2 protein-coding genes and 1 pseudogene are annotated in these 1,607 nt (G+C 40.0%); all 3 read right to left on the reverse strand.

What is annotated here, in order from left to right; genetic code table 11:
• Positions 1–398: pseudogene (locus tag NG833_RS29925) on the reverse strand (IS701 family transposase); the annotation flags it as partial.
• A gap of 9 nt (positions 399–407) precedes the next feature.
• Positions 408–773, reverse strand: a complete 366-nt coding sequence (locus tag NG833_RS31150) for a transposase (protein ID WP_375293986.1) — start codon at positions 771–773, stop codon at positions 408–410.
• 274 nt (positions 774–1,047) lie between these two features.
• Positions 1,048–1,365 (reverse strand): hypothetical protein, encoded by a 318-nt coding sequence (locus NG833_RS29930; protein ID WP_254568908.1) that lies wholly within the window; start codon positions 1,363–1,365, stop codon positions 1,048–1,050.
• Between the last annotated feature and the right edge of the window lie 242 nt (positions 1,366–1,607).

Genomic DNA, 1,607 nt, shown 5'->3' on the forward strand with positions numbered 1-1,607 from the left:
AAAGTAACAAGCAAATAAGCACTACAGACAAGTGACCACCATTTTTCGATATCCGAGTAATGAGTCAGCCTCCAATCGGCCCATCCCAACTCAGACTTACATTGCCTAAATCCATATTCAACCCAAGTTCTATCTCCGTACATATCGCCTACATTTTTATAACTAAGGTCCGGAATGTTGCTCATCACAAAACTTGTTGAGTTTTCCGGCAAAGTCTTTTTATCTGTTGTGAAGTCCCAATAAGTTCTCCGTCCTTTTTCACCAAAAACAACCTCTCTTATATAGCGAGTTTCTGTTTTACCTTGACTCATATTCCGGGTAAATGTTGTCCATTCATTGGCTGAAACGCTTTGTCCTTCAGGTAGCCAGACTCCATGATTACTCCTGATTGACACCATATACAAAAGTCATAATTCCTCCAGTTCACTCAAAAGATAGGCCTCACTTTCCCCATAAAGACTATCGGCTAATACCAATTCTATTTGGAAATCAAGGTGGAGCATCTCTTCAATTAATCCGGCGGCAATTTGAGGTTTGGTTTTATAAACATCTCCCGGTTTTAAGCACTTTTGAGGTTTGAAGACTTCAAAGAGGATTGGGAACGTTATTCCGTCAATTAATCCGTAAGCAACTACGGATACAATTCCGTTTTCTACCTTTCCTAATCGACCGATATATTGTCGGGCTACATAGTCAGTTTTCCTTCCTTTTTTAGGGACTCCTGTCTCATCAATAATTACCCGAATTTTTCGACTTTTTAAATGATTTAAAATTAGCTAGATTCTCAAATTTTTGTGCTGGTGAATGTCCCAAGGAGAGCGCGTCAGAAAATGGTGTAACCCCTGGGCGTTTTCTAGTCCCAAAACTTTCGCGATTTCCGGCAAAGTTTTTCGTTTTATTTCGGATAATATTCCTACATGGATATTCTTAAATGCCTCATAAGTCCTAACATCTGAAAACAGGCTTTTATAGTTTTCACAGTATTCATCAATTAGAGGGAGGGTGGGCTTGGCTTGTTTTGGGGTAATCATGTTCCTGCTCTGGCTTTCAGCCGTTTTTTTTATTATACTCTACCCAGAGTGATAGAAGAGGGTTATTAATCCCTCCCACGTGAATCTCCGCTGCCTCAATCGTGATATTCCGTCCGTTGGTGAAGATTCTATCTCCCTCACTCATGGAAAATGACCCGACTCCATCCCCATCGGCATCGGCTTTAAAAGTGACTGCCCCGGTTCCCTGGGTAAAATATAACCCATTATCCTCTAAAAGTTGCAGGGTAATATCATTGGTGGCCTCTAGGATAACACTGGCATTCTCGCTTATTCCTTCTAGTGCGGCCTCGGATAGGGTAAAGGTAGGGAGCATCCCGATTTTGTAAATAGGCAAAAGTATGATATAATCAAAAACTTTTTAGTCTCTCCCCATATTATAGAATTGCAAAAGTTAGCGACTCCCTAACCAAACCCACTTATCAAAGTATTTAAAATTAGAACAATTATTCAGTAATTCTGTCGGATGCCTAAACTTTATAATAAGTTATTCAAGTAGGCACACCTCAAATTAAGCATCTGATTAATATTTTCCGTAGACCACTGCGCACATGAAAT

Source organism: Oscillatoria sp. HE19RPO, from assembly GCF_024220515.1.
In the GTDB taxonomy this organism is placed as follows: domain Bacteria; phylum Cyanobacteriota; class Cyanobacteriia; order Cyanobacteriales; family Laspinemataceae; genus Laspinema.